At 58.8% G+C, this 18,857-nt stretch carries 16 protein-coding genes; 10 read left to right on the top strand and 6 right to left on the bottom strand.

Translation table 11 applies throughout. From position 1 onward, the window contains the following. Window positions 1-193 precede the first annotated feature (193 nt). Window positions 194-604 carry a hypothetical protein gene (locus EFD56_RS09905; protein ID WP_012490656.1) on the bottom strand — a complete coding sequence of 137 codons (411 nt, stop codon included), beginning with the start codon at window positions 602-604 and terminating at the stop codon, window positions 194-196. A gap of 118 nt (window positions 605-722) precedes the next feature. Continuing rightward, a complete protein-coding gene (locus EFD56_RS09900; RefSeq protein WP_126905186.1) occupies window positions 723-1,865 on the bottom strand; it encodes a helix-turn-helix transcriptional regulator in 1,143 nt (380 codons plus the stop codon). A gap of 561 nt (window positions 1,866-2,426) precedes the next feature. Between EFD56_RS09900 and EFD56_RS09895 the strand changes: the two genes are divergently transcribed. The 3 genes from EFD56_RS09895 to EFD56_RS09885 all read left to right on the top strand — a co-directional run bounded on the left by EFD56_RS09895 (window position 2,427) and on the right by EFD56_RS09885 (window position 6,256). Beyond that, window positions 2,427-2,627 carry a hypothetical protein gene (locus EFD56_RS09895; RefSeq protein ID WP_004672428.1) on the top strand — a complete coding sequence of 67 codons (201 nt, stop codon included), beginning with the start codon at window positions 2,427-2,429 and terminating at the stop codon, window positions 2,625-2,627. A 420-nt stretch (window positions 2,628-3,047) separates the two neighbouring features. Beyond that, window positions 3,048-4,280, top strand: a complete 1,233-nt coding sequence (locus tag EFD56_RS09890; RefSeq protein WP_037144694.1) for an HlyD family secretion protein — start codon at window positions 3,048-3,050, stop codon at window positions 4,278-4,280. Beyond that, the gene (locus EFD56_RS09885; protein WP_126905176.1) at window positions 4,262-6,256 is read left to right on the top strand and encodes a glycosyltransferase; all 1,995 of its coding nucleotides are present in this window, start codon (window positions 4,262-4,264) and stop codon (window positions 6,254-6,256) included. Before EFD56_RS09890 ends, EFD56_RS09885 begins: the two co-directional genes overlap by 19 nt. A gap of 375 nt (window positions 6,257-6,631) precedes the next feature. On the opposite strand, the gene EFD56_RS09880 is transcribed toward EFD56_RS09885, so the two are convergent. Further along, complete coding sequence (locus EFD56_RS09880) at window positions 6,632-6,856, bottom strand: hypothetical protein (RefSeq protein WP_004672431.1); 225 nt, start codon at window positions 6,854-6,856, stop codon at window positions 6,632-6,634. A 324-nt stretch (window positions 6,857-7,180) separates the two neighbouring features. Here EFD56_RS09880 and EFD56_RS09875 point away from each other — a divergent pair, with 324 nt between their 5' ends. After that, complete coding sequence (locus tag EFD56_RS09875) at window positions 7,181-7,666, top strand: DMT family transporter (RefSeq protein WP_004672432.1); 486 nt, start codon at window positions 7,181-7,183, stop codon at window positions 7,664-7,666. Then, window positions 7,663-8,103 carry a DMT family transporter gene (locus EFD56_RS09870; protein WP_126905175.1) on the top strand — a complete coding sequence of 147 codons (441 nt, stop codon included), beginning with the start codon at window positions 7,663-7,665 and terminating at the stop codon, window positions 8,101-8,103. The genes EFD56_RS09875 and EFD56_RS09870 overlap by 4 nt, the downstream gene beginning before the upstream one ends. A 42-nt stretch (window positions 8,104-8,145) precedes the next feature. Here the strand turns inward: EFD56_RS09870 and yghX are convergent, their stop codons facing one another. After that, window positions 8,146-9,030, bottom strand: a complete 885-nt coding sequence (yghX, locus tag EFD56_RS09865) for a YghX family hydrolase (RefSeq protein ID WP_126905174.1) — start codon at window positions 9,028-9,030, stop codon at window positions 8,146-8,148. Window positions 9,031-9,358: 328 nt separating this feature from the next. On the opposite strand from yghX, the gene EFD56_RS09860 reads away from it, so the two are divergent. From EFD56_RS09860 to EFD56_RS09840, 5 genes are all read left to right on the top strand, one after another. Continuing rightward, window positions 9,359-10,516, top strand: coding sequence for a Gfo/Idh/MocA family protein (locus EFD56_RS09860; protein WP_126905173.1), 1,158 nt, complete (start codon window positions 9,359-9,361; stop codon window positions 10,514-10,516). A 13-nt stretch (window positions 10,517-10,529) separates the two neighbouring features. Then, entirely contained in the window at window positions 10,530-11,414 is an 885-nt protein-coding gene (locus EFD56_RS09855) for a carbohydrate ABC transporter permease (RefSeq protein WP_011428222.1), read from the top strand. Continuing rightward, window positions 11,411-12,268 carry a carbohydrate ABC transporter permease gene (locus tag EFD56_RS09850; protein ID WP_126905172.1) on the top strand — a complete coding sequence of 286 codons (858 nt, stop codon included), beginning with the start codon at window positions 11,411-11,413 and terminating at the stop codon, window positions 12,266-12,268. The genes EFD56_RS09855 and EFD56_RS09850 overlap by 4 nt, the downstream gene beginning before the upstream one ends. A 73-nt stretch (window positions 12,269-12,341) precedes the next feature. Further along, window positions 12,342-13,547 carry an ABC transporter substrate-binding protein gene (locus tag EFD56_RS09845; protein ID WP_097541056.1) on the top strand — a complete coding sequence of 402 codons (1,206 nt, stop codon included), beginning with the start codon at window positions 12,342-12,344 and terminating at the stop codon, window positions 13,545-13,547. Between the two features lie 84 nt (window positions 13,548-13,631). Next, window positions 13,632-14,765, top strand: coding sequence for an ABC transporter ATP-binding protein (locus EFD56_RS09840; RefSeq protein WP_126905171.1), 1,134 nt, complete (start codon window positions 13,632-13,634; stop codon window positions 14,763-14,765). Window positions 14,766-14,848: 83 nt separating this feature from the next. Here the strand turns inward: EFD56_RS09840 and EFD56_RS09835 are convergent, their stop codons facing one another. Continuing rightward, entirely contained in the window at window positions 14,849-16,990 is a 2,142-nt protein-coding gene (locus tag EFD56_RS09835) for a DEAD/DEAH box helicase (RefSeq protein ID WP_126905170.1), read from the bottom strand. Window positions 16,991-16,992: 2 nt separating this feature from the next. Next, window positions 16,993-18,618: a HamA C-terminal domain-containing protein gene (locus EFD56_RS09830; protein WP_126905169.1), complete on the bottom strand. Its 1,626-nt coding sequence runs from the start codon at window positions 18,616-18,618 to the stop codon at window positions 16,993-16,995. Window positions 18,619-18,857 lie beyond the last annotated feature (239 nt).

Here is an 18,857-nt window from a genome sequence, read left to right as displayed (position 1 = left end):
GCTGCAGATCGCGCTCGCTCATCGCTATCAATCCCATCCGCAATCTCCCACGTCAGCAAATGCGGGGAGTGTGACATTCCAACTTTGCAGAAACAGGACATTCTAACTTTGCGGCTACATGCAAAAGTGGCGTAATCTGTCTTATGGAACTTGCGGGCGCCAAGCAAGCCGAGCCCGCTTTCCTCTTAGCAGATCAGTCGGATACGGTCACATCGATCCAGCGGCCGGTGCCCTGGCCGCCGTAAATGTCGACGTCGATCCAGACGTTGCCGCGAACGATCATGTTGGCTGCATCGCGCGTCATCGAGCCGTTACGAAGCATCTGTTCGAGCGCCTGGCGATTGGCCGGATCCGCGAAGAACGAGTCTGATTGATCGTCTCGGTCTCGGACGCCGTACTGGTGAAAGTTTGCCCTGTCTTGTCGGATGATCTGCCAAGGCTGCGTCAGCCTCGCACCCTTCGAGTTATACAGATCGGCCTCACCGATATAGGCACGGTAGCTTTCTATCAATCCGTCTCGATGGGTCGCGGTTACTCTGGCCTGAGCGTTTGCAGTCCCGCAGAAAACGACAGCGCCCAGTAGGATGAAAAGAATTTTTCGCATGATGCCCTCTCCTGAGAGCGCTCATACTCAGACCCGCAGTGATTCACTACCGGATTTCAATCACTTGGTTAACGTCAGCATTTCTCTGGCAAAAAGGGTATTTACCGACTCGGCAGCATCACCGTGCGCGCGTCAGCCAATCGCCGATCGTTGTGCCAAAATGTTGCATGGAACGTGTTGCGGGCATGGCCGGGTGCTCGGTTGCTATGGTCTTTCGAACTTCGCGCGGGCTGAGGCCGAATTCATGGTTGAATGCGCGCGTGAAATTGGCCGCGACGTCAAAGCCGGCGGCCTCGGCAATCTCCGAGATCGGCCTGTTGTCGGTCGGATTGGTAAGATCCGCATAGGCCTGCAGCAACCGACGTCTGCGAATGTAGTTGAAGACGCCGCCGCTCGTTTCGAACAATTGGTAGAGCCGCGTCCGCGAGATGCCCAGCGCACGGCACATGACGTCAGGCGTCAGGTTGTCGGAATGAAGATTGAGGTGAATATAACGATGCGCCCGCTCCATCAGCCCCATATTGGTCTGTTCCTGGCCGCGATCCGAACTTGCGGACGAGGCAGCGCATGCAACGACCATGTCGCCGATCGTCCGGACGATCCGCGGCACTTCCTCCACCGTCAGACTGCCGAGGTTCGCTTCCAGGCCGTTGATATAGCTGACGAGCAATTCGGCCAGGCTACCGGAGAGGGCGATGTTGTGGGCGTTCTGCAGAAGAGGCGCATCACGGGTCAGCAGTTCATAGGGCAGGAACACGAGCACGGCTGCTGAATCGGTCATCCGCCCGCGATACGGGTAACCAAGAGACCTGAAAAATATCTCCCCCGGGCCGGTCTCCGTCACGTGGCGATTGGCCTCGGTCCAGGTCCGGCCGCTGCGCAATACGCCGACATTCCAGTGATCGATCGGGCTCGATCGCAGCATGGCCTGATCACGGATATAGCTGCATGCCTGCGCGCGCTGCTGGACGATGAGGATATCGCCGAGTTGCCAGCCGGTCTGTTCCGCAAGAAAACCGTCCTCCTCTGATTTTCCGTCCGGCAGATGAACATCCACAAGCGGCGCCATGTGCGATCGCCAGGACTGGAATTGTTCTTTCGGTGGCAGGTCTTGCGTCGAAAATCGCAAGGGCACCAGTGCTGGCGGAACGTCGGCCCGATGTTCTTTCTGCGGGGCCGGTTCGCGCGGCCAGCGCCGCCGCTCCAGGTGGGCCGGCCATGCGCGTCCGGCAGCGGGGTCATCTCCAGACTCGGTAACCATCCACTCCTCCAAGGCGTGCATAAGTTACTTATCATATTCCCTAACGAGCAGAAATGGACGCACCGATAATTTTCAGGATGCGGCGATAACGACAATCGCCTCCTGTTCCTGTATCTAAATAAGCAATGGTCAATTCCGGGGGACGTTCGGAAACTCCAGATTGTCACTTGCCGGTGCAATGTAATTTCAAAGCACCCTCAACGTGAAACGGCACTAATCAAAACAAAATATGCAAGCAGAGGAGGATAGGCCGTGACCTATCGGGACTATATTCGTGCGCGCTTTGCGAAGGCATCAGCCTACGACAGGAGTTCTTCTCCGCACAACCGCCAGGCGCCAGGAACAATTCTTTCGCCGGTCGTGCGGGTTTCCCCTGCTCACCTTCATGCGAGACGCTCCTGAGGCCGGACACCGGCAAATAAGGGCGCCAAGGGTTGCGCGCGGGCCGGAGCCGCCTGTGTCGATGCGTAATAGGCCGAGGCTTGCGCGCAACCCTTACCATATCCACCCATTGGCGAAATTTTGCGACGCTGCCGATACAACGGCAGAATGGAGGCTACCATGACCACTGCATGTGATGAGAAACATACCGAAATGAAGCCGATTTCGAACTGCAGACGAGAAGTCGAAGTCGCGATGGTGGAAATGCTCGTCGGTTTGCAGAAACGCGGATGGTCGGCTGCGGAATTGGCATTGGAGCTCGCCGATGCTTCCGAAGATCTCGTCATGCTGATCGCCACCAAAAAGCTTCGACCGCATTGATGCATGTCATCAGGACGTCTGCGGGTTCGGGGATAACGACATGCAAAGAACCAAAGCGCATCGCATGAATTAAGTTTCATGCGACGCGCATTAGCAAAGAGATCGCGTGGAATCATGCTGTTTTCCGTCCGGATGCGACGGCAGCACTGTCAGGCGCGGGGAGTGATTTCCAGCACACGATCACCTTAGTCGCTGCGCCACAGATGGCTTGAGCATCTTCCCCGAGCATCGCCTTGATGCGGGTGCCAAGCCGCCAGAGCGCTGCATCTTCTCCAGATCCGAACGGTTTCTGTCGCAGCGATGCGACCATCACTTGTCTACTAATTTTCGATGCGCTAAATTATGCAAGAATGAGTTGCATCCGTTTGTGCCGCCTCGATAGGGACGGATGGCTGCAAAGCGATACCTTCGGATGCCAATATGATCTGGAACCATCGCATTACGCGCATCGTTGTCGGCCTGCTGCTGCTGACACTCGTGACTGTCGTCTCGTTGCCGACGATTACCGGCTTTACCAGCCTCGATGGCACGGTCAACGCACGGTTTGCTGTCGTTAATGCCCCAATCGACGGGACGATTGCGGAAGAACCCATCAAGGTCGGCAGCCCGGTCAACGCGGGACAATCGCTCGCGGAAATCAGAAATACGCGCGTCAATCGCGCCATCCTCGCCTCGCTCGAGGCCGATCGCAACACGGCGCTCGACCGTGTCGCGGCGCTTAAGAAGGAACGGGACGAGCTCTCCGCGCTTCGCGAGGAATTGTCTGCCAGACTGGAAGTCTACAGGCAGACGACCATTGCCAATCTCGAACGCGAAGTCGAGATCCTCAGGAAAAAAGTCGAGGTGTCGCAAGCCCAGGATCTGGTCGCGCAGGTCGACCTCGACCGCCGCATGGCCCTCGAGTCAAAAGGCATTCTGACGCAGAAGCTGGTCGAGGCCGCGCGTGCCGCCGGCGCTGCGACCGGCGGCGAGGTCGAAATCAGCAATCTGACCGTCGATCAATTGCAACAAAGGCTCAACGCGGTCCGCCAGGGTATCTTTGTCTTCGGCGACGGCCAGAATGACGTGCCCTATTCGCGCCAGCGCGAAGACGAGGTTGTCGTTCGCATCAACGACTTGAACTCACGCATCGCGGAAAACGAGACGCGGGCCGGCGAAGTGCAAAAGCAGCTGGTGCAAGAGAGCAATCGCGTCAGCAGCCTTGAATCCGCAACCGCGACGGCGCCGTTCGACGGCGTTGTTTGGAGCAGGAGTATCGTCAACGGTTCCAACGTCGTGCTGAACAACGAGCTGATACGCCTGCTCGACTGTCGGGAGCTGTTCGTGGATATCCTTGTTCCCGAGGTCAATTATGACGAGATCTATCCGGGACTTGTCGCCCAGGTGCGCTTGTTCGGCCGCAGCGATGTCTTCAAGGGCACGGTCATCTCGGTCAGAGGCAGTTCGGCTTTGGTCGAAACCGATTCCTTTGCCGCCAGTTTGCCGCCCTCGACGCAGCGCAATGCCCGCATTCGGGTTCGCCTCGATCCATCCTTCATGAATGACGACTTTGCGAACTTCTGCCAGGTGGGGCGCACAGTGCAGGTTCGGTTCTCCAAACACGGCATCAACCTAACCAACTGGGTCAAAAACCTGTGGTTCAGTATCTTGTAGCGCTGGTTCCGACCTTTGCCGTTCTGGCCTTCTTTTTCCTGGGGCCGTTCAATTGGTCGCGCCGTCATACCTGGACACGGGCGGTGACCTGCGCGTTTGTCGCTGCCGTCGCGTTGCGATACATGTACTGGCGCCTGACGGAGACCGTGCTTCCCTATCCCGACGGCGGTGCGAGTTTCTACTGGGTCTGGATCCTCTTTATCGTCGAGGTCCTGGCCTGCGTCGAAGTCATCCTTTTTCTGATATTGATGAGCCGCTACGTCGACCGCAGCGCGGAAGCCGACAGGCTGGGTCGCGTTTTCTTTGCGCGGGACCAGCGCGAACTGCCGACTGTCGATGTTTTCATTCCCACCTATAACGAGCCGCTCGACGTGCTCGAGCGCACCATCATCGGCGCCCGCTCGCTGGATTATCCCGCCGACAAATTGAATGTGTATGTGCTTGACGATCAACGCCGCGATTGGCTGAAGGCCTATTGCGAGGAGAAGAACGTCATTCACGTCACGCGCGGCGACAACAGCCATGCCAAGGCAGGCAACATGAACAATGGGCTGAAGGTCAGTTCGGGCGAGTTCATTGCGATCTTCGACGCCGATTTTGTGCCCTATCGCCATTTCCTTCGCCGGACGCTGCCCTTCTTCTCTGATGACAGCATCGGCATCGTCCAGACGCCGCAACATTTCTTCAATGTCGATCCGGTGCAATCGAACCTCGGCCTGGAGAATATCTGGCCGGACGAGCAGCGCCTGTTCTTCGACGAGATCGCCCCCAGCCGAGACGCCTGGGACGTCAGTTTCTGCTGCGGCTCATGCTCGATTGCCCGCCGCAAGGCCGTCGACGCAATCGGCGGGTTTCCGACGGAGTCGATCACGGAAGACCTGCTGACAACGCTTTCGATGCTCAACAAGGGCTACAAGACGCGCTATCTGAACGAGCGGCTGTCGATGGGACTGGCCGCCGAAAACCTGACCGGTTATTTTGTGCAGCGCGAGCGGTGGTGTCAGGGGGGTATTCAAACCCTTTATTTGTACAATGGCCCGCTGCGCGGCCCGGGATTGACGCTCTTTCAACGGATCATGTTCCTGCCGGCATCATGGCTGGTGCAGTATCTGGTTCGGTTCGCGGTCTTGCTCGTCCCCATCGTCTATCTCTGGTTCGGCCTGCTCCCGCTCTATTTCACTGATATCGCCGATTATGTCGCGCATCAGGTGCCGCTGCTGGCGGCGTATTTCCTGCTGATGCTGTGGATCACGCCGACCCGTTATCTGCCTGTGGTTTCCAGCGCCGTCGGGACCTTTGCGACATTCCGCATGTTGCCGACCGTTGTCTCCAGCCTGGTAAGACCCTTCGGCAAGCCGTTCAGGGTGACGCCGAAGGGCAGCGGCAACGAGGCCAACCAGTTCGACCGCTACAGCTTCACCTGGATCGCAAGCATCGTCACGGTCACCGTCCTTGGCCTGCTGGTCAACGTCGTGCCGGAAACCTCGCATGTGCAAGGCCAGTTTTCGCCGGTCGCGGCCTGGTGGTCAGGCATCAATATCGTCGTCCTGCTCATCGCATCGCTGATCTGCTTTGAAAAACCCCGGCGCCTGTTTCACGCCTTCAAGCTCGACGAGCCCGCTACCGTCGACGATGTCCCCGGCCGAATCGTCAGTCTGGCATTGGACAAGGCGGTCGTGGCCGTCCACAACATGGCCCGATTTCAATCCAAATCGGTGATGCTGAAAATCGCCGGCTTCGACCCGATCAAAGCGGAGCTCGGACAGGTCACCCAACGACGAAGCAGCATCAGTCGCAGCGGCGACAAGCAAGCCTATTACTTGCACCTGTATTTCGAGCTCAGCGGCGCTGCCCGCGACAACATGATCGTCAAACTCTACACCGGTCAATATTCGCGGGATATTCGCGACATCGACAAGGTTGCCGTCTCTCTGAATCTGTTGCTGAGGTCATTCGGACGAACGCGCACGTTGTAGTCCGGCTCATGAGGGCCTGCGTGGCGTCTTCGCGCATGCATCAGCCGGCGGCTGAGAATGTGTCTGTTTTCCGGCCCCGTTCGGCCGCAGCCATTCGCCAAGCTGCCATTCTCGAAAGTTCCCTCATCGCCCGCCACGTCCGCACAGGGAACATTCTGCGGGGCTATCGCGACATTTCGGGCGTGCCCGGCCTTGAAGGGATAAGAACGGGCGCCCGCGACACTTGCCAGGGATAATTGATTATTGAAGGATCGCTCCGAAGGCCGGTGCCGCGGTACGGCGCAAAGCACTCATGCATCCCATCTGGTGTGTGGGACCTCAGAAGCAGAGAAAGGTAGATCTGTCGCCATGACGGAGCCGCCACTCCTGACGAACTTACTGGCCAGACTGTTCGTCCAGAGTGGAAAGCGCGTCCTGCAGCCTGAGCGCAGCCAGTGCCTTCGTCGCCTCATCAGGGGACCATCCGGCCTCCAGTGCTGCGGAGAGAAGCAGCGACTCCGTTTGCAGTTCGAGCTTTTCATAGAGCGGCTCGAGGGCCTCGCGGGCGGTGACGACGTGCTGATCGGGCGGCGTGATGGGTGTCGCAGCAACCGTAGGCATAATGCTCCTCCTTTTGAACGCTAAGGTTCGAAACCCAATCGCAGGCATGCTTGTTCCGTCCACATCGCATTTTTTGGCCGTATCACGGCTGACGGAAACTGTTGCGGAACTCTGGACGGTCGCAACGTCGTCCGTCCCTGGCGTCTCTGGGGCGGCAGCGAAAATTATCGCTCGATGTGAACGAACGCACAGGCTACCGCACAATTGTCGAAAGCGGAAGCGATTTGCGGCAATCGCCCTATTTTGCGGCTTGCATCGGGGATTTTGATGGGAGGGCGCGCTATGAAGAACGCCGCCGCAACCGATTCGCTGACGGGATCTCCAATGACCATCGACGCCGCACGAAATCCGCATCCGATCTATTTTGCCGGGGCTTTTGCCACGGGCGGGCTCCTGACTTTCATGGTGCATCTGAACGGCGAGCTGGCACGCTATGGGAGCCCGCTGTTTTCGTCCTGGACCGCGCACGGCACCGGCATGGTCGCAGCCGTCATTCTTCTCCTGCTGGTCCACCGGCGGCGCAGGCCAAGGCCGGAACAGGGCTTGCGCGCGCCTCTCTGGGCCTATCTCGGCGGGCTCTCCGGCGCGGCAACGGTGATGCTGACCTCGACCACGGTCAACTCGCCGCTCGGGCTCTCCGGCACTTTGGCTCTGGGGCTCGCAGGTCAGGTCGTCTTCAGCGTCGCGGCCGACAGCTGGGGACTGTTCGGCTTGCAGAAACGGCATCCCGATACCCGCGACATCGTGGCACTCGGCCTGGTCGTGGCCGGAGCGGCGCTGATCATCCTGTTCGGGCGAGGCGCTGTATGACGCTCTTCATTCTGCTTGCTTGCCTCGGCGGCGTGCTCGTCGGCCTCAGCCGCCAGCTCAATGGCCGGCTGAGCGTCTCGACGACGCCGCTGATCGCATCCTTCTGGAATCATGCCATAGGCTTTGCCGCCCTCACCGGCCTCGGTCTCTTCGTCGGCGGCCTGCTTCCGGCGGGTGCCGCCGGGGCGCCCTGGTATGCCTATCTCGGCGGTCCGCTCGGCGTTGTCTTCGTGGCCGCCGGCAGTTGGGCAATTGCACGGATCGGTGCGGTCAACTCGGCTCTGCTGATCATCGGCGGGCAGATGGTAACGGGAGTGGCGTTCGATTATATCAGCGGCGTGCCGGCGTCCTTCTGGGCGAACGCCGGCGGAATTGCTCTCATCATCGGCGGGATGATGGTCAGCCGGGGACGGCGCAAGGCCGACCGTTCGCAATAGGTCGGCGGGGATGCCTCCCCGCCGCGTCCGGTCGCTGCAGTCTCAAGCGAGATATTTGGTAAACCAGTCGACCGTTCGCTGCCAGGCGAGCTTGGCGGCCGCTTCGTCGTAGCGTGGCGTCGTATCATTGTGGAAGCCGTGATTGACGTCGGGATAGATATAGGCCTCGTAGGTTTTGCCGGCCGATTTCAGCGCCGCTTCATAGGCCGGCCAGCCTTCGTTGACGCCCTTGTCCAGCCCGGCATAGTGGAGAAGCAGCGGCGCCTTGATCTTCGGCACGTCCTCGGCGCGCGGCTGCCTGCCGTAAAACGGCACGGCGGCGGCAAGTTCGGGATAGGCGACCGCCGCCGCGTTGGCGACACCGCCGCCATAGCAGAAGCCGACGATGCCGACCTTGCCGGTGGTGATATCGCTCTTCATCAGAAACTCGACCGCCGCGAAGAAGTCGTTCATCAGCTTTTCCGGATCGACCTTCTGCTGCAGCTCGCGTCCCTCGTCATTGCCGGGATAGCCGCCGACCGAAGTGAGGCCGTCCGGCGCCAGCGCAATGAAGCCGGCCTTCGCCACGCGCCGCGCCACATCCTCGATATAGGGGTTGAGCCCCCTGTTCTCATGCACGACCACGACGGCCGCGACCTTGCCGGTGGCGTTTTTGGGGCGGACGAGATAGCCGCGAACATCGCCGTTTCCTTTCGGCGAGGGATAGGTGATGTATTCGGCGGATATGTCGGGATCGGTTGCCTCGACCTGGGTCGCCAGCGCATAATTCGGGCTCAGCGACGCCAGAATGGCGGCCGCGGTGACGCCGCCGACGGCGAATTTGCCGGCCCGGTCGAGAAACTCGCGCTTGGTGATCCTTCCATGCGCGTAATAATCGTAAAGTTCGAGCAGTTCCTGTGGGAAATCCTTGGCGGTCATGCGGGTCATGATGGCTCCTCCTGGCCTCGGGGTCTCGCTGCATCCTACACAGGTAAGCGCACCGCTCGTTTCAATCTTTCGCGAGTTTCGCGTGAGCTTGCCGGCGCAAAAGCGCTCTGCGGCAACGCGTTTGCCTCCGACGTTCCGGCTTCGACGTGGCGCGCTTTCGATCGGGTAAGTCCTGACGCCGCCGGTTGCAGCGCCTACTCGGCAGCCGACTATCGGATTATGAAAATTAATTTCATGCTCGCGTCTTGCGGCCCGTTTTCTATTGACGCCTTCCGATTTTTGTCCCAACTTAAAGAAAATAAATTACTTAATCGGGAACTGGATCGGCATGAAAGTGGGCATCATCGGGCTCGGATTCCGGCTCGGCTACCTCGGTTACGTCTTCAAAGCGATCGATAGCAGCTTCGATATCGTCGGCTACGTGGATCCCGATCCCGCCGGCCTTCCCGGCTTGACGGAAAAGGGCATTTCAGCCGGCAAGGCCTATGGCTCGCCGGAAGAGCTGCTCGCCTCCGAAAAGCTCGATCTCTTGATGATCGGCTCTCCCAATCATATGCATCTCGGCCATATCAGGCTCGGGCTGCAGGCCGGCCTCAAGGTCTTCTGCGAAAAGCCGATCGTCACGACGATCGCCGAAAGCATCGAGCTTGCCCATCTGATGGCGAAGTTCGGCCATGAGCGGCTGATGGTCGGCCTGGTGCTGCGCTACTCACCGCTTTACAAGGATCTGCGCGCCATCCAGGCGGCGGGCAAGCTCGGCCAGATCGTCTCGATCGAGGCATCCGAACATATCGAGCCCTATCACGGCGCCTTCTTCATGCGCGACTGGCGCCGCTACGAGCGTTATTCCGGCAGCTTCATGCTGGAAAAATGCTGCCACGACCTCGACCTTTATAATGGCGTCGTCGGCGCAAGGCCGGAGCGGGTCGCCAGTTTCGGCGGCCGCAAGAGCTTCATCCCGGCCAATGACCCGGCCCGCGAGGGCATCAACGACCTCGAGCTTTTCCACCGCAAGCCGAGCGGCTGGATGGGCTCCGACAAGGTCTTCGACAGCGATGCCGACATCATCGACTACCAGGTGGCGATCGTCGAATATGAAAACGGCGTCGGCATGAACTTCCACACCAATCTCAACGTGCCCGACCAGTTCCGCCGCTTCGCCATCATGGGCTCGCGCGGCATGGCCGAAGGCGATTTCGTCCGCGGCTATCTCGACGTGCACGAGCAGCTGACCGGCAACAAGATCGTCGAAAACAAATATGCCGCCACCGAGCTCTCCCAGCATTACGGCGCCGATGAACAGATGGCGAGCGACCTCCTGGAGAGTGTGCGCACCGGGCTCGAACTGCCGGTGTCGACGCTGAATGCGCTCGAGGCCGGCATCCTGGCGCTGGCGATGGACGAAGCGAGGATGAAGAAAACCGTCGTCGACCTGCGTCCGATCTGGGACCGCTTCGACGAGGCCCTTCACGCAAGAGCGGCTTGAGGACGGCGGCAAGATGAGTGTTCAAAGAAGCGCCTTCATCTTCGCCTGGATCCTTCTTCTTCCGGCCGTTCTCTATGTTCTCGCCATCGTCGCCTATCCCCTCGTCGACACCTTCATTCTCTCCTTCACCGACGCGTCGCTGAAGAAGACTACCAATTGGGTCGGCTGGATCAATTACGAGAAGATCTTCAACGCCACCTTTGCCGAGGTGATCCTGCGCACCTTCGTCTGGACCTTTTTCTCGGTCGCCCTGAAAATGGTGATCGGCACGTTCGGCGCCTGCATGCTGAATGCCGCCGTTCCCGGCCGCTCGCTGTTCCGGCTCTTGACCATGCCGCCCTGGATCGTGCCGATGGCGATCGGCATCTTCATGTGGGGCTGGATGTATAATGGCCAGTTCGGGATGATCTCGGGCCTGTTGCAGCGCTTCGGCCTCGTCGACGGCCCGGTCGCCTTTCTCGCCTATGGCAGCACCGCCTTCTGGGCGACCATCGTCACCGACGTCTGGATCGGCGTGCCGCTGGTGACGATCTACTTCCTGGCGGCGATCCAGTCGATCCCGAAGGATCTCTACGAGGCCGCCTGGACCGACGGCGCCGGCCGCTGGTACCGCTTCCGCCGCATTACCCTGCCGCTGATGGTGCCGGCCATCATCACCATGTCGATGCTGTCCTTGATCGCCACCTTCAACTCGTTCGACATCATCTGGATCCTGACGCAGGGCGGCCCGAGCGGCGAGACGACGACGATGATTATCGATACCTACCAGACGGCGATCGGCTCGAAGAAATATGGGGAAGGTGCCGCCCGCGCCGTGCTGATCTGCATCTTCCTGTCGCTCTTTTGCTTCGCCTATTTCCGCGTCACCCGCCGCCTCAACCCGGAGAAGCGCGCATGAGCAGCCCGGCCATGATCGACCGTTACCGCTGGTGGGAGATCATCCTGATCTATTGCGGCATCGCCGTCTTCCTGTTCTTCGTGCTGGCGCCCTTCGTCGAGGGCTTCCTGGTGTCGCTGAAGCCGCTCGCCCAGCTCTTCTCCTCGCCCTACCGCTTCTGGCCGGAAAACGGCTCGTTCGAAGCCTACCGGACGATGTGGATCAGCGTGCCGGGCTTCGGGCGCTATATCTTCAACTCCTTCTTCATCTCGATCATCGTCACGCTGATCGTGCTCTGCCTCGTCATTCCCGCGGCCTACGCCTTCGCCAAGTTCGAATTCAAGGGCATGGGCATCCTGCTTGGCGCCTTCCTGACGGTGAACATGTTCTCCGGCGCCGTGCTTCTGATCCCGCTCTTCCGGCTGATGCGCAGCATGGGTGTGCTCAACACCTATCTCGCCATGATCGTGCCGGGTGTCGCCTTCCTCATCCCCTCGGCGATCTGGCTGCTGCGCACCTATATGATCCGCATTCCCCAGGAGCTCAACGAAGCCGCCTTCATGGATGGCGCCAGCCACTTCTACACGCTTCGCCGCGTCATCCTGCCCATTGCGATGCCGGGAATTATCGTCGTCGCCATCACCACCTTCATCGGCGCTTACGCCCAGCAATTCATCTTCGCGCTGACCTTCAACTCGAAGAGTGAATACATGCCCTTGCCGGTGGGGCTCTTTGCTTACTTCGGCAAGCAGGAGGTCATCTGGAACGAACTGATGGCGGCTTCCTTCGTCGGCATCGCGCCGGCGATGGTCGTCATCTTCTTCCTTCAGCGTTACCTCGTCGGCGGGCTGACCGCCGGTGCGGTGAAACAATAAGACTAAAAAACGAGTGAACAGCTAACAACCAAACGGGAGTCACGACGTGAGCATTACAATCAAGACAGGCCTTATGGCGCTCGCCTTGCTCGGTTCGACGGCACTGACCGCAGTCACTGCCCATGCAGCCGATAAGGAAATCAGCTGGATCTATTGCGGCGACACGATCGACCCGGTCCACACCAAATACATCAAGCAGTGGGAAGAAAAGAACGCCGGCTGGAAGGTCACGCCTGAAGTCGTCGGCTGGGCGCAGTGCCAGGACAAGGCGACGACGCTGGCCGCCGCCGGCACGCCGGTGGCCATGGCCTATGTCGGCTCGCGCACGCTGAAGGAGTTCGCCCAGAACGATCTCATCGTCAAGGTGCCGATGACGGATGAGGAAAAGAAGGCTTACTATCCCCACATCGTCGACACGGTGACCTTCGAGGGCACGCAGTGGGGCGTTCCGATCGCCTTCTCCACCAAGGCGCTCTATTGGAACAAGGACCTGTTCAAGCAGGCCGGCCTCGATCCCGAGAAGCCGCCGAAGACCTGGGCCGAAGAAATCGAGATGGCCAAAACAATCAAGGAAAAGACCGGCATTCCGGGCTTCGGTCTCTCGGCCAAGACCTTCGACAACACCATGCACCAGTTCATGCATTGGGTTTACACCAACAATGGCAGCGTGATCGATGCCGATGGCAAGGTCACCCTCGACAGCCCGCAGATTCTCGCCGCGCTGAAGGCCTATAAGGATATCGTTCCCTACTCCGAAGAAGGCCCGACGGCCTATGAGCAGAACGAAGTCCGCGCCATCTTCCTCGACGGCAAGGTCGCCATGATCCAGGCCGGATCGGGTGCGGCCTCCCGCCTGAAGGAGACGAAGATCAGCTGGGGCATCACGACGCTGCCGCTCGGCCCCGATGCCAAGGGCCCCGGCACGCTGCTGATCACCGACAGCCTGGCGATCTTCAAGGGCTCGGGCGTCGAGGACAAGGCGACCGAATTCGCCAAGTTCATCACCTCGCCTGACGTTCAGGCGGAATATGAGCTGCAGGGCGGCGCCGGCCTCACCCCGCTGCGTCCCTCGAAGAAGGTCGACGAATTCGTCGCCAAGGACCCCTCCTGGAAGCCGCTCATCGAGGGCATCAGCTATGGTGGTCCCGAGCCGCTCTTCACCGACTATAAGGGCTTCCAGAACTCGATGATCGAAATGATCCAGTCGGTCGTGACAGGCAAGGCCGAACCGGAAGCCGCACTGAAGAAGGCTGCCGGCGAAATCGAAGCCTTCAAGTAAGCACTCTCCCCGGGGTCGCGGCGCAAGCTGCGGCCCCTCCCCTCTATCGAATGTGCGATGAAGACCGCCGGCGGAGACAGATTTTTGGGACAGCTCCTTCTCAACAACGTTCAGAAATTCTACGGCGACTACGAAGTTCTGAAGGGCGTGCAGCTCGAGGTGAAGAACGGCGAATTCGTCGTCTTCGTCGGGCCGTCGGGCTGCGGCAAGTCCACGCTGCTGCGGATGATCGCCGGCCTCGACGCGACGACGGCGGGCGACATCGTCATCAACGGCGTCAGGGTCAACGATCTGCCGCCGGTCAAGCGCGGCATCGCCATGGTGTTCCAGTCCTACGCGCTCTATCCGCACATGACGGTATTCGAGAACATCGCCTTCCCGCTGCGCGTCGAGAAGATGGAAGAGGCAAAGCTCAAGGCCAAGGTGGAAAACGCCGCCCGTATTCTGCATCTCGACCAGCGGCTGCAGCAGAAACCCGGCATGCTTTCCGGCGGCCAGCGCCAGCGCGTGGCGATCGGCCGCGCCATCGTGCGCGAACCGAAGATCTTCCTGTTCGACGAGCCGCTCTCCAACCTTGACGCGGCGCTGCGCGCCGACATGCGCATCGAGCTCGCCAAGCTGCACCGGCAGCTGAAGGCGACGATGATCTATGTGACGCACGACCAGGTCGAGGCGATGACGATGGCCGACCGCATCGTCGTGCTCGATGCTGGCAACATCTCCCAGACCGGCGCGCCGCTGGAGCTCTATCACAAGCCCGCCAACCGGTTCGTCGCCGGCTTCATCGGCAACCCGAAAATGAATTTTCTGCCCGTCACCTGCAAGAGCGTCAGCGCCGCCGGCGTCGAAGTCGATTATCTCGGCCAGTCCGCTGTCCTGCCGGTGACGCCGCGCGACGGCATATCAGGCAAGACCCTGACGCTCGGCATCCGCCCGGAGCATATCCAGCTCAACGGCGGCGACATCGTCTTCACCGTCACCCCGACGGTCATCGAGCGCCTCGGCGCCAACACGGTCGCCTATGCCTCGCTCAACGGCGAGGCCGAGAATTTCTGCGCCATGCTCCCCGGCAGCGTCGGCATCCGCCCCGATACGCCGGTTGCCACCGGCATCAATGCCGCCGACTGCCATCTGTTCGATGAGGCGGGCATTGCATTTGAGCGGCGGGTGGAGCTGACGGAAATCGATATGAACGTGATCAATCCGACGGCGGCTTGAAGCGGCTGGCTCTTCGTTGGACAATCTCTGGGGACGGCAGAAACCTGCCCTAAGCGGGCTCACCCTCAACGCAATCGACACACTTATGACAATAGGGACGCGCGAAGGTCGTCGATCAGGTCGCGCTCAAACTTTGTGAGATCAACTCCTCGCGCGTCCATTCGTGCGATCAGCTCAATCGCGCTGTCAAGCGTGGGGAACTTCCGGTCGACGGGCGCAATCCGCATTGCCGTCTCGGGAGGGATCCCATACTCATCAAGCGCGAAGAGACCGCGCTCCATGAATAGACTTTCGGCCTTGGCGGCATAGAACTCGTAATTCCCGGGCTCGACACCGATTTTTCTCAATACATCGCTTTGAATGTGCGAGATTGCCATGAGGCTCTTTGGAAACGTGTATCCGACGTACTTTCTAAGGAAACGAAGTGACAGTTCGACCGCATCGCTGACTGAATCGGTATCTCGTCGATACTCGACGAAGTTGTCGGTCACTTCGCGAAGGCTCTTGCTCTTCTCGAGTGAGTATAGGGCTGCTTGCAGCTGTTTCCCTGAGAAGATTTGGTACCCTTTCAGGATTCTAGAGTCCATGTAGTCGAAGATCAGGTTGCAGACCGCTAACAACTGAGGTGAGTCCGGCATTCCTCGCCAGGCCAGGGGCTTTCCAAGCAGCGTCGGATCGCGCCATATTGCTTCATAGATTTCATACTGCGTCTCGATCGGAACCTTCCGGTTGGCCTTGAGAGTTTCCGCGGACAACGGGCTCTCCCGCGCAACGGACTCCAAACGACTCTTAGAAGCCGGCGTCAGATCGTCATCTTCGAGATCAAGCAAGAGTGACAATGGCGTCGTATCGGATTGAGTACCGACGGCAACCTCGATCACGCAGATATCCGGCTCGGGTTGCTCCTCCAGAACGTAAACTTTCCCGACGAAATACCGGCGCATCCGACCGGCTCTCCCCGCAATGTTTCGAAACGTGAAGTAATCAATGCCAGTGGCTTTTATCCGTTTGTCAAAGATAATGACATTCTCGGCGACGGTGTTCACTCCTTCGATCAGCGTCGACGTGCAAATGAGGAATTTGATTGCCCCGGTCTCGAATGCCTTGACCATGTACTGCTGGAGCGCACGGGGGATGCTGCCGTGATGGATACCCACACCTCGCCGCAGCGCATGCGTTACGACCCATTCCTCCGGATACTCCTTCTCCAACCATTCGACGGCAGACCAAGTCAGATCTGTCTCAGGAAGCAATCCTTCCACGTTCAGAAGCGTTTCGGCGACTCTCTTCGCGGAGCCGGGCGATTGGCAGAAAATCAAGGTCGGCGAGGTGAGTTCCTCGCAAAGTTCGATCAACTTTTCCTCTCGTTCACCACCATCTCTTGGCAAGCCGTACTGCACGATATCCAGCGCAATCGTCGAGAAATGCGACGGCAAGAAGAGAAACTCGTGCTTTGACGCCAATCCGTTGACGCCGTCGACATGAGGGCCGATCAGATAGAATTGAGCCCCGTTGGAAGAGAGCTTGTGGAAGCAAAGATTGAGATCGACCGCCCGCTCGATACTCTTCTCCATCTGCAGGTCGAGCTTGTAAAATTCATCTATGACAAAGAACGATACGTCCTGGAGGTCGTCACGGTTCAAAGCGCGTTCCTGGGTGAGGACGAAGACCGTCGCTTGATCCCGAAATGAAGCCTGCGTGGGGTGAGTAACGATCGCGAATCGTGAGCCGAATGTCTCGATAATGCGACGTCTTGTCTCGTCGATTAGGGCAATCGTCGGGACAATGACCGCAAGGTGCTTGTGCTCGCCGGAAGCAATAATAGCATCCACGATCGCGCTCTTCCCGACGCTGGTCGTCGCGCTTAATACCACATTTCGCTTTGCCCTCAGCTCCCGGTAAATTTGGAGTTGGAGCGTATGGAAGAAGTCGACTTTCCCGATTGGGGGAGTTCGATGGGCTTCAAGCAGTAACTGCTCTTCGAAGGTCGAAACGTCTTTCGATAGATATGGGATGAGCCCCACCGAGCCGACGAGGGACTCCAGGAGCGGTATTAGGCCAGGCGGGAACAAGTGCTTTTTTGCCAGGCATCGAATGACCATCTCACGACCCAAGTCGTGGGTGCTTTGCGAATTGACGAGGCTGTTGACGGCACCTAGGACCGACACAGCTTGATCTGCTTTAAACCCGGTTGTCAGAAAACTCCTAAGGTCCTCGAGCAGCAAGGTCAGATCTCCAGACTACGTTTGAAGTTATCGGCGAGTTGAACTGAGTCGTAGATCGGAACCAGGAAAACATGCACCCGTATGTCGGTCAGCCTGAGTGAGAGCTTGCTCTTTAGTTCAAGGTAGCTATCGGCGACCTCGGTTTTCAGCTTGTCCACGTAGTCGACTGCGAAGCCGGCCTCCAATACCGAGCTATCGTAGGCCACGAGAACCGGGATGTTCAGAATGCGTATGAGGTCGTCGAGTTTGGCAAACTCTTGGAATACCTTCGTTAGGGTCGTCTCCCTTAGATGCTGTGGCTCGCGGAACTGAAGAATCAGATCGCGTTCCTTTCGCAGAAAATCTCGCTGCACAAGAGCGTCCAACTTTGAAGCAAGGAGCGTAGTCACCGCGTCCCAGTTATCTGAGACAGTTATCCTCGCATGACCCAGCCACAGTTGGTCACCGTCCCGATCGAACACTACGTGGCCGTTCATGTAATCCGATTGGCCTGGAGACACACTGTGCAATTTGCAGAGCGTCGGCTCACTCGAATAGTGATGTCTGAGGATTGCGTGAAGCATGGCCTGAGACAGAAGATCCTCATAGTCGATGTTCTTGTCCTTGAGTGCTTGCGACGTCCTCGCGACGAGATCGTGCGCTTGGAGGTGACTACACTGCGCAAGCACCCGGGGCGGCAAGATCAACTCGGGAATCCAAAGAGCCAGGTACCTCGCAAGTTCCGCATTCCTCCATTCCCCGCCATCGAACTCCGCGTCGTAAGACGCAAGACTGCGTCGGATTGCAGGTTCCTCGACGCCATGCAGCGGCGTAAAGAAGTTGGGTGTTGGGACCTGATAGACCTTGAGAAATGCTCGGTTAAGTTTTCTCGCTTCCCTGAGAGTAGCGCTCCACCAGTCCGTCATCGCCTGTTTCGAGATCACTTTCTTCGTAGGGTGATCAACCATCGATTCGTCGCCGGCGTTCCGCGCAATCGTCACAAGCCCTTCATAGATTCTTTCGGCCGCTGACGCGAACATAGCTTCGCCCTCGTTTTCAAAGAGGCGATGTATTCGATTAATGTTCTTTTGCTGAACTGCTTGCTTCTCACCGGGCAACTCCCAAAGGCAGGCTTGAACCCACTCGGGCACTGTTTTCCCATTCGGAGACGTCACGTGCCTCAGTTTGTTCGAGACTTGCGTACCAAGCTTGCTTAGGGCATCCACAACATGTGGCTCGAAACGAAGGTCACGAGGAATGGTCAGCGGTCGGAGTGTATGATTGACCCCGCGTATACTAACGAAGCGAAAGAGAGCATCGCCCGGAAACTTATCTGCGCCTATCGATGTCTCTACAAGGGACGTGCCAACCCGTTTTACCGTGCGTGCGCAAATCTCGGTCAGGTTCCAGTTGCTGTCCCCATCCGTGATCTTGACCTGAACATACTCCGAGAGACTCGCCCCGCTTCGACGCCATCTCAGGGCAATATCGTCAGCTGTCTCGCATTCGACCTGCAACAACGTCGGATCCGAGAGAAGGTCCAAAAGGAACGAGGCCGCGATATGATCCTGGAAAGTAAAGCCCTGGCGGGCTTTGACACCCCCAGCGTCAGACGCGGCGTATGGATCAACTAGAGGCTGTATGTTCATCGAATAATTGCAGGCTCCCACTCACCAACAACATGTGCAATGATCACAAACTTCTCGTTAACAGCGGTCGCCGAACCTCAACTTTCGATTGCTTTCCGCGTCCCCAATGGCGAGCGATAAGGTTCTTGATCCGAGCGCCTGCAGACTGGCCTGATGACCGCTGTTGGCGCAACGCGGTATTTATTTCGTTCTTGCTGATCTGAAATCGCGAGCGATCCATCGGTAACTGCGGCCTTTGG

The organism is Rhizobium phaseoli (genome assembly GCF_003985125.1).
GTDB classification, from domain to species: domain Bacteria; phylum Pseudomonadota; class Alphaproteobacteria; order Rhizobiales; family Rhizobiaceae; genus Rhizobium; species Rhizobium phaseoli.
The sequence above is the reverse complement of the archived record's forward strand: the minus strand, read 5'-3'. Positions and strand labels throughout refer to the sequence as shown.

Bases quoted from the DNA above. Each gene is read 5' to 3' on its own strand.
- yghX (WP_126905174.1), bottom strand. From the start codon at position 9,030: ATGACCCGCATGACCGCCAAGGATTTCCCACAGGAACTGCTCGAACTT.
- EFD56_RS09845 (WP_097541056.1), top strand. From the start codon at position 12,342: ATGGCGCTCGCCTTGCTCGGTTCGACGGCACTGACCGCAGTCACTGCC.
- EFD56_RS09880 (WP_004672431.1), bottom strand. From the start codon at position 6,856: ATGCCTACGGTTGCTGCGACACCCATCACGCCGCCCGATCAGCACGTC.
- EFD56_RS09830 (WP_126905169.1), bottom strand. From the start codon at position 18,618: ATGAACATACAGCCTCTAGTTGATCCATACGCCGCGTCTGACGCTGGG.
- EFD56_RS09890 (WP_037144694.1), top strand. From the start codon at position 3,048: ATGATCTGGAACCATCGCATTACGCGCATCGTTGTCGGCCTGCTGCTG.
- EFD56_RS09850 (WP_126905172.1), top strand. From the start codon at position 11,411: ATGAGCAGCCCGGCCATGATCGACCGTTACCGCTGGTGGGAGATCATC.
- EFD56_RS09900 (WP_126905186.1), bottom strand. From the start codon at position 1,865: ATGGTTACCGAGTCTGGAGATGACCCCGCTGCCGGACGCGCATGGCCG.
- EFD56_RS09870 (WP_126905175.1), top strand. From the start codon at position 7,663: ATGACGCTCTTCATTCTGCTTGCTTGCCTCGGCGGCGTGCTCGTCGGC.
- EFD56_RS09895 (WP_004672428.1), top strand. From the start codon at position 2,427: ATGACCACTGCATGTGATGAGAAACATACCGAAATGAAGCCGATTTCG.
- EFD56_RS09875 (WP_004672432.1), top strand. From the start codon at position 7,181: ATGACCATCGACGCCGCACGAAATCCGCATCCGATCTATTTTGCCGGG.
- EFD56_RS09860 (WP_126905173.1), top strand. From the start codon at position 9,359: ATGAAAGTGGGCATCATCGGGCTCGGATTCCGGCTCGGCTACCTCGGT.
- EFD56_RS09855 (WP_011428222.1), top strand. From the start codon at position 10,530: ATGAGTGTTCAAAGAAGCGCCTTCATCTTCGCCTGGATCCTTCTTCTT.
- EFD56_RS09905 (WP_012490656.1), bottom strand. From the start codon at position 604: ATGCGAAAAATTCTTTTCATCCTACTGGGCGCTGTCGTTTTCTGCGGG.